The 245-nt window shown below is 58.4% G+C and carries 1 protein-coding gene; it reads right to left on the bottom strand.

Translation table 11 applies throughout. The features are described from left to right. Positions 1 to 245: AIR synthase-related protein (locus R2R70_RS22395; RefSeq protein WP_410979256.1), on the bottom strand; the 245-nt coding region annotated here is incomplete at both ends.

The raw sequence follows: 245 nt of genomic DNA, 5'->3' as shown, positions 1-245 counted from the left end.
GTCATATTCCGGCGCAGAGGAGGAGGGCTTCGACAGCGGCAGATCCGCCTTGACCTCACCATTGTGCAGAATCAGGAAGCGGTCCTCGGCAATGGTTTCGCCGACGATGGCAAAATCCAGATCCCATTTCTCGAACACTGCCTTGGCTTCGGCCTCAAGCTCGGGCTTCAGCACCATCAGCATGCGTTCCTGGGATTCCGACAGCATCATCTCGTAGGCTGTCATGCCCTCTTCGCGCTGGGGCA

Source organism: Cobetia sp. SIMBA_158 (assembly GCF_046566945.1).
Lineage (GTDB): Bacteria > Pseudomonadota > Gammaproteobacteria > Pseudomonadales > Halomonadaceae > Cobetia > Cobetia amphilecti.
The sequence above is the reverse complement of the archived record's forward strand: the minus strand, read 5'-3'. Positions and strand labels throughout refer to the sequence as shown.